Here is a 7,823-nt window from a genome sequence, read left to right as displayed (position 1 = left end):
GTAGGTGCAATGGCAGAAGAAGAAGGTCATCACCCTGGTTTACTTACCGAGTGGGGTAAAGTAACCGTGACTTGGTGGAGCCATTCAATCAAAGGTTTGCACAAAAATGATTTTGTTTGTGCAGCTAAAACCGATGATGTATTTGCAGCACTGTAACCAAAGCATTTTTAATTACTGAAGAAGGCCTCCATTGAGGCCTTTTTTGTTGGTTTTTTATGGGGTTAATCTATCTTATTATCGATAATTTGGTACTCTTTTGGTGGCTTAACACCAAGCAAATGTTCTACAAAGTAATCCCAGCGCTTACGAACAAAATAAGGGTTTTTATCTAATACGTGGCCCATGTTTGGGTAAATCATCAAGTCGAAGTCTTTATTCGCTTGCATCAACTTTGAAACGAGTTGCAAAGTGGCGGCAGGGTGGACATTAGAGTCGAGCTCACCATGGGCGAGCAGGAGTTTCCCCTTAAGTTGATTGGCAAGGGTAAGATTTGATTGCTCATCCCAGTGCTCAGTGACGGGGTAGCCCATCCACATTTCATTCCATCCCGCTTTGTCGACTCTAAAGTCATGATTTCCAGAAGCAGCGACACCTACTTTGAAAAACTCAGGATATTTAAACATAGCGTGGGCTGTATCGTATCCACCCGCACTAAAACCAAAAATGCCGACTCTATCAAGATCAATAAAAGAAAAACGCTCAGCGAGTTGTTTTATTGCAACCACATGGTCATCGACTCCGCCACCAAGGTTTTTAAATGAATGCTCGTGAAACGCGCGGCCACGTTTACTGGTACCTCGGCCATCGAGTTTCATAATAATAAAGCCTAGCTCGGCCAATGCGTTTGCCTGCGAGCCATAGGTGTAAAATGATTTTGGAGTAAAGAAATTATGCGGACCGGTATAGATATCATCGATTATTGGATATTTTTTGTTTGGATCAAAGTTTGAAGGCAGGTACATAAGCCCATAAAGGGCAGTTTTGTTATCGCCTGCTAACACGGTAAAGGGTTTTGGGGGCTGCCATCCTATTGCGAGGAGTGCCGTTGTATCGGCTCGTTGCACTTCTTTGAGCACTTCACCCGTTTTTGTATTACGTAGCACGGTAATGGGCGCTGATGTTGTTGTTGAATAGGTATCGATAACATATTGGAAATCATCAGATAATTGGGTGCTATGTTCGGCAGGCTCAGGCGTTAGTAGCGTAAGCTCAGTACCATCTAAATTGACTCTGTAAAGGTGACGATAGTAGGGATCTCTGTTTGGTTCACGGCCCGATGCTTCAAAGTACACATGCCCTTTGCTTTCATCAATACCCCTGATCACGCGTACTGTCATTTTGCCTCGAGTAATGGCATTTTTTTGTTTACCCGTTTTACTATCGTACAAATACAAGTGTTGATAGCCTGAGTGTTGGGAGCTCCATACAAACTCATTACGCTTTGGCAGATGCCAGTAAAGTTGAGTCCACGGGTCAATGAACTTGTCATCTTGCTCAATCACTAGTGTTCTAACGGTTTTAGTCTCGGGGTTAATTTCACGCATTGCATAATGTTGATTACCACGTTTTCGGTCGTGATAAACAAATCGATCGTTTTCTTGCCACCATCCCCAGATGGGTCCGCCATAGTAGGTTTGCATCACAGCGGGCGCATCCAATACAGTCGCCTGAGCTGTTTGTGTGTCTATTAGCACTAACTCGGCCATCGGCAATTGTTCGTCCCCAGCCATTGGGTAGAAATAGCTTATGGCTCTTGGGCGTAATCCATTACCTGTATCTGCCTGTACTAAAGTGAGCTTACCCGTTTTACTTCTGTCCAGTTTGTGGGTGATAGCGTAACGGCTATTAGCTGACCACATAATATTCGTGCTGTTATGCGAGTAGGGGGTGTTATTAGCAAAGCTGCTGCCAGGGTTATTGTGAGTCAGCGCATAAGGGTGCAGCTCAGAGCCATCATGAGTTAGCTGCTTTTCAGTGTCATCTGTCATTGCACGCAGTACTAAGTTGTAATCTTGTACGGCGATTTGCCATTGACCGTCGGGTGATGTGCCTGCAGCTACTTTTTTGGCAGGCTCTTTAGGTTTGCTGTGACAATAATAGTCAGTTAAATCACATTGCCATAATTTGCCATCGCTTTGAAAGCTGAGTTCATTACTAGATATACGCGGTTCGTTGAGTGGCAGGTGAAATGGGCTTTGCGATTTTACACCTTGCTTTGCAAGCGCAGCCATTAATCTAGCGTGATCAAAAGCAGGTCCCTGAGTGTTATTTTTTGCATCCACCAGAACAAATTGCTGGCCGTTATCTGCAACTTGCTGGCGAAACCAAAATATGTTTTTACCTTCTAGCCAGTGTGCTTCTAGCCAGTCATTTTTCACTAAAGGTTTTAAATTGTGGGGCAAAAACTGCTCTGCTCGGCGGTAATCATTTGCTGTAATATTCGCAATAGAATGTGGCGCTGAAAGTTTAGTCTGTGGCGTGTTTTGACACGCTATGAGTAAGGAAAGCATACCTAGCAAGGCTATGTGGGGGCGAGATGTTAGTGCCATTTTTGATATTCCTAATGTTCGAATAAAGGTAACAGATGATACGAATATAACATTTGGTATATTGTATGCAATAATTTGGGGCGGAATATTATTGGCGCAGCAATTTTACTTTTATCAAGCGTGTTAGTTGCAAATGACACTGCTTTATCTGTTTCCATGATTTGGTTTGCTCATATTGGTTTTGATAAGGCTTTAGGGTACGGTTTAAAGTATGGTAGTGATTTTCACAAAACACATTTAGGTAAAATAGGTTTTAGATCAAGCACATAACAAACAGTTTAAGAGGGATTCAGCACGCGTGGCATTGTTGGTATGCGGTGGTTTCGGTGATGAAGTGCAATGCAGCAACATCGGTGTTGCGTGCTTCACCCCTTAACTGGGCGTTTCTCAGGAGCAGTAAACCCCATGCTGATATGGAAGATCGTATTTTGGGTAACCACAGCACTTATACTTTTCGCAGCCTTCACGCTCCCCTTTGCTTACATTTTCCCTGAGGCATAGGACATAACTGCATTGGCCATCAAAATTCTCAGACAATTTTGTATTTACGGCTACGATTACCAAAAAGCCGTCGGAACCAAAAGTATTGCGATTGTGGCATTTCAGCTGAATCTCGGCCTTAGCATTTACAGTTTAATCGACGCCGCGCCGCTGCTCTTAGAAATCAAAGAGATCTGGGAAATAATCGTTGCCATCCCAGCTATAAGCATAGTTGCAGTATTACTAATCCCTCTCTACCGCTACTCTTTTAAGTCCGAGCACATATGGGAGCGCACAGCATAACAAATGCGCTCAACTATCTACAATTTACAGAGATCGTCTGTGGAAAATCGCATAAGGCTTGTTACTGGTACGATGAGTTGCTACTCTCAACGTCAATAACAAGAATTAAAGGCAAAATCATGCAGGAATTTTTCGAGAAGTTTGCAGTTAATACCAAAATTAATGTGGTATGGGTGAAATGGATGCGTTGGGGCATGTGAATAACGTGTCATACTTTCGTTACTTCGAAACCGCACGAATAGACTTTTTAAAACAAACAGGGCTACTTTCGATATTATCAGAACCCACATATAGCCCCGTGTTACGTGATACATATGCACAATACAAACGACCTGTTACTTTTCCAGATACTTTGTATATCGGCTCGTATATTACCGATATAAAAGAAGACCGCTTCACCATGCGCTACGAGGCGTTTAGTGAGTCACAACAGGCTCTCTGCACAACAGGGTATGCAACTGTGGTGATGTTTAATATGAAAACTGGGCAAAAAGCGCCGATCCCAGAGCATATGTTGACCATACTTAAACAATACGAGATGGGCATTAATCAGTAGGGTATTGGCGCCTTACCATTACCATGTTCATCGCTGATATTGTGCGATTACCAGAAAGGTTGACTTGATTAAGTTAACCTTTTTTATGCTTTGCGATAACTAACCTGGCAAGGCTTCAGTTAGTTGGTGCATTAGAAAGTTAATGCTATTGGGTTTTACTGACTCAAATTTGCAGCGCTCAAAGTAGGGTAGGCAGGCTTTGACGTAGGGCCTTACACACTTTCCTTTTTGCTTCGCAACGCGTACTTTCATCTCAATGCACTGTAATAGGGAGATCATTCACCACTAATGATTGACCATTTTTCTGCGCGCGAAGAAAGCTTGAGATCAAAACATCATTAGACAAGGTGCTAATATCGTTAACTTCTTCAACCATGCAAAACGTAATAGACTCCCAGCCTAAATCTTTAATAAAGGTCTTAAGCTGATTGATGTTATCTTGATAATTTTCATCGGTTGTTAGCAGGCCGATAGAATGTTTGTTGCCGGGCTTGTATTTGCCGTGTTGCGTGGTCGAACATTTTGCGTACCCGCTTAACACATATACTGTATTTGTGTTTTGATTCATCTTGGTGACACTCTTAAATTTTGGTACTTTCCTTGCGCATCATGCACTTTTTAAACCAATCTTGAAAATACGCTCGCATTTATTGCTTACGCATTGAAAATAAGAGTGAAATTGTTACTTTCTCTTCATTGTCCATCAAAAAGGTGTCAATTTTTCGTGATGCTCAGCCCGACTTGGACTAATGAGTTACATTTTATGGACTGGCACTCAAACTTGTTTGCACAGCGACCGTCTCGTCTATGTTTCCTTCTGTATTTTGGCAAGGGGTTTACAGCAGATAGACATTTAAAAACTATTTAAATCGACATCCCGTCCTTTCAATCCAACCTACAACTCAAAAACATAAGTACCAATTTTTGATGTCAAAAATAAACCTTTAATGAGTTTTTTCCAATAAAGGGGCTTGCATTTTGTATATTACAATATATTGTATACAATATTCTTGCTTGTGTGTCACCAGACATGCTAGCTATAAAAACAATAAAGACGATATTTAAGGGGTATCCAATGCGTCATCACAGGAATATAAACACCGCATTCAGCAAAAGCTTGATCGCTATGGCTGTAGCTACTTCAAGTAATTTTGCATTTGCACAAGACAGCTCAGAAGAAGCTAAAACTCCAGAGCGAATTGAAGTGACGGGTTCAAGAATTAAACGTCTTAATTTCGAAGCACCTTCTCCAACCATCGTAATATCAGCTGAAGATATAAAAATTACTGGTGCGCAAAACGTAAACGATATCTTAACGGGTATGCCACAATTTGCAGATGGATTTGACTCTGCATCTGGTAATTATAGTTTTGGTAACTCAGGTTTAAATATTCTTAACTTAAGAAATTTAGGTGAAGAACGCACACTCGTTTTGGTAAATGGTAAACGTCCACCATCTGTTGCTACTGACTATCAAGGTATGTTTGCTGATGTAGGCACAATACCTTCATCGTTGATTGAACGCGTAGAAGTTATGACCGGCGGTGGTTCCGCTATATATGGCTCTGATGCAGTTGCTGGCGTGGTAAACTTTATTCTTAAAAAAGATTTTGAAGGTACAAAAGCAAACGTACATTTATCTGGCACGCAAGAAGGTGGCCACAGTACTCGGGCATTAAATATTACACACGGTTTTAACTTCAATGATGATGAAGGTAACTTTACAGTGGCGTTTGATTATCTGTCTGAAAATGTGCTGAGACAGTCACATCGTGATAAGTCATATAACTATCAACGCTCCGTAACAAACCCTAACCGTGGAGAGGGCCAACCAGACAAAATTTGGGTGACTAATGTATCGCCTATCCCTTGGGGCGTGCCACAAACTATTTTTTCAGTGTATAACGATGCTGATGGCGGTTATGATTGGTATGACTTTGACGAGTCAAGCCAAGATATTGCTCTACGAGCCCGCTATAAAGACATGTATGACGGATGGCTAGTCGACGCGGATAAAGGCTATGAAGGTACGTCTTGGGGTCATATAGAAGATCCATTTGAGCGCATAAATTTGTTCGCGTCGTTGAATTATCAATTCGAAGACTTTGATCTTTCTTATGACATAACGTTAGCTCGCACAGAATCAAGTAACGTGATTGACCCTCCATTTAAGCGTGCATGGATGCAAGTTTCTGACGTTAAAGAATTGTTCGATACACCGACTTCAATCACTGAAAATTTTAGCGATGATGATTGGATTGGTTTTCACCACACTTTTTACGAGTTCGGTGGTCGTAGACACAAAAATACTCGAGATTTCTATTCATCGAACCTATCACTTTCTGGCTCAATTGATGATAGTTGGTTCTGGGATATCAATTTTACCACTGGTAAATCCATGATTGATCTCGATAGTCCATCACAATTACGTCAAGACAGATTGAACAGCAAGTTACAGGTGATTGGTGAGTGTGAAGCAAATGATAGCTGCCCTCGCTTTTCGCCATTTGAGCGGCAATCGCAAGCATTAATGGATTATGTGATTGATGGCTATGTAGCGACAACCGATACAATAAACCACGCAATGACAGCGAATATTGCTGGTGATCTGTATCAATTGCCAGCAGGTATGCTTCAAATGAGCTCTGGATTTGAAGTTCGTTATGAAGGCATTAAATTTGATCCTTCCCAATTGTGGGCTTCTGGCAAGCTAAGCTCTAAAAAAGCACCTCTTGATGCAAGTCGTAATATAAAAGAAGCTTATATTGAAGTATTGGTGCCAGTAGCCAGTGATTTACCATTTGCGCAAATGATCGATATTGAGGCTGCTTATCGAATTGCTGATTACTCAAGTAGTGACAGTCATTTTGAAAGTACAAAACTAGCGCTTAACTGGACATTTAATGAAGAGCTACGTCTGCGCTCAATTTTCTCTCAAGCTGTGCGTGCACCTCAATTGCAAGAGCTTTATTCAGCTGAAAGTATTGGCTTTAGCACAGTGAATGATCCTTGTGACGATTCCAACATCAATGGTGGTCCAGCAGATGGACGCCGCAAAGGAAATTGTGCTTTATTCGGTATTTCAGAAGGTTGGTCGTCAAACATCAAAACGCAACGTGCTGAAGTAAGAAGCTCTGGTAACCCGAACCTCAAAGAAGAAAAAGCAGATACATTAACTGTAGGTTTTGTGTACACCCCGACTGACATGTTAGAAAACCTAACCGTTTCAGTTGATTATTTTGATATCAAGCTAAAAGATAAAATATCTGGTTTTGGTGGCTCTGGCGTGATGGCAAACTGTGTGGATCTTGCACCGAACTCAATCAGCAACATGTTTTGTGATCTAGTACATCGAAAAGCCAATGGAGATGTAGATTATGTCCAACCACTTAGCCTAAACTTCGATCAAGCTCGGGTGCGAGGCACGGATATTGAACTCTACTACACATGGGATGCGTTATCGTTTGACTTAAAAGCGAGTCGCCTATACGAAGATTCAGTCACTACTTTTGACCTCGCAAATCAAGAGAGTCATACCGATAATGATGCAGGTGAGCTCGGCAAAGCAAAGTGGGCTGCAAACTTGGTAACCAAGTATAAAATGGAAGATCTAACACTTTCTTGGACATTTAAGTTTAAAGAATCAGGCCGATATAACGAAGATGAGGAGCCAAACTTCAGAGACTCTGACACACCAGGTAATTCACTAATCCATAACTTGCGTGCTGACTATCAATACAATGATACGATTACGTTATACGTTGGTCTGAACAATATCACTGACAACAATGGTGGCGATCACTGGACCACATCTCGTGGTGCATACAATGGCTGGTCTATCCTAGGTAGAACAGGTTACATTGGTGTAGACGTGAGTTTTTAAAATAGCAATTCCCATGCATGTTTAGACTATAGCCCCTTGTTTACCAAGGGGC

General features: G+C 41.7%; 5 protein-coding genes and 1 pseudogene. 4 read left to right on the top strand and 2 right to left on the bottom strand.

Features of this window, described 5'->3' with window-relative positions; translation table 11 throughout:
• Positions 1-156 (top strand): 4a-hydroxytetrahydrobiopterin dehydratase (locus tag HC733_RS07835; RefSeq protein WP_190364494.1); only part of this gene is annotated, 156 nt, incomplete at its 5' end.
• Positions 157-221: 65 nt separating this feature from the next.
• On the opposite strand, the gene HC733_RS07830 is transcribed toward HC733_RS07835, so the two are convergent.
• Complete coding sequence (locus HC733_RS07830) at positions 222-2,549, bottom strand: S9 family peptidase (protein ID WP_190364493.1); 2,328 nt, start codon at positions 2,547-2,549, stop codon at positions 222-224.
• A 75-nt stretch (positions 2,550-2,624) separates the two neighbouring features.
• Between HC733_RS07830 and HC733_RS23620 the strand changes: the two genes are divergently transcribed.
• Positions 2,625-2,819, top strand: a complete 195-nt coding sequence (locus tag HC733_RS23620; protein ID WP_194710013.1) for a DUF4260 family protein — start codon at positions 2,625-2,627, stop codon at positions 2,817-2,819.
• A gap of 632 nt (positions 2,820-3,451) precedes the next feature.
• Positions 3,452-3,888: pseudogene (locus tag HC733_RS07815) on the top strand (acyl-CoA thioesterase).
• A gap of 253 nt (positions 3,889-4,141) precedes the next feature.
• On the opposite strand, the gene HC733_RS07810 reads toward HC733_RS07815, so the two are convergent.
• Positions 4,142-4,456 carry a hypothetical protein gene (locus HC733_RS07810; RefSeq protein WP_190364492.1) on the bottom strand — a complete coding sequence of 105 codons (315 nt, stop codon included), beginning with the start codon at positions 4,454-4,456 and terminating at the stop codon, positions 4,142-4,144.
• A gap of 507 nt (positions 4,457-4,963) precedes the next feature.
• On the opposite strand from HC733_RS07810, the gene HC733_RS07805 reads away from it, so the two are divergent.
• Positions 4,964-7,771, top strand: coding sequence for a TonB-dependent receptor plug domain-containing protein (locus HC733_RS07805; RefSeq protein ID WP_190364491.1), 2,808 nt, complete (start codon positions 4,964-4,966; stop codon positions 7,769-7,771).
• Positions 7,772-7,823 lie beyond the last annotated feature (52 nt).

Source organism: Pseudoalteromonas sp. S16_S37, assembly GCF_014694405.1.
Lineage (GTDB): Bacteria > Pseudomonadota > Gammaproteobacteria > Enterobacterales > Alteromonadaceae > Pseudoalteromonas.
The sequence above is the reverse complement of the archived record's forward strand: the minus strand, read 5'-3'. Positions and strand labels throughout refer to the sequence as shown.